1 protein-coding gene is annotated in these 745 nt (G+C 46.2%); it reads left to right on the forward strand.

Annotated elements, in window-relative coordinates; translation table 11 throughout:
* Nucleotides 1-607: 1-aminocyclopropane-1-carboxylate deaminase/D-cysteine desulfhydrase (locus A3735_RS07225; RefSeq protein ID WP_156499494.1), on the forward strand; the 607-nt coding region annotated here is incomplete at its 5' end.
* Between the last annotated feature and the right edge of the window lie 138 nt (nt 608-745).

The raw sequence follows: 745 nt of genomic DNA on the forward strand, positions 1-745 counted from the left end.
GGGGATGAAGATTCAATGGCTTGATCGTGAAACGTATCGTCACACTGCTTCTAACACTACACCTGATATGTATAAAGAGGCAATGCCCGAAGCCTGGGTTGTTCCTGAAGGTGGTGCAGGTAGACAAGGCACGCTAGGAATCGAAAGTTTATTTAATACCTTGCATCATGCGGGGCAACTTAACTATGACTTGATAGCTTGTGCTGTGGGCTCAGGCGCAACCTTGGCAGGGATTGCTCAGGCAAATATTGGTCGAGCCCAGTGTGTTGGATTTTCTGCACTAAAAAATGCTCACGACCTGGAGCATCGCGTAGAGCGGCAGTTATCAGGTGCCAGTAGGGTTAACCCTTGGAGAATATGTCATCACTATCATTTCGGTGGCTTTGCCAAAATCAATAGTCGTCTGACGGAATTTATTTCTGATGTTTATGATGAGCATGGTTTGGTTCTAGACCCTGTTTATACAGGAAAGATGATGTATGGGCTGGCGGAGTATATTCATCAAGGAAGAATCCAGGCGGGAGCGCGAGTATTAGCTGTTCATACTGGCGGGCTACAGGGCTGGCGTGGATTTGGTGAATCCTATCAGCGTTTCCTGTCTTCATAGACAATCTCATGTTCAAATCTCTGAATTGTCGTGAGAACGGTATTCAGGCTGTAAGTCTGGAGTCTGTTAATTTATTATGTGCTTAGTGTCGGCCGGTGTAGTATTGGCTAATGTAGAGTGCTTCTTGAAGCGATCGTC

The organism is Oleiphilus sp. HI0061 (assembly GCF_001635675.1).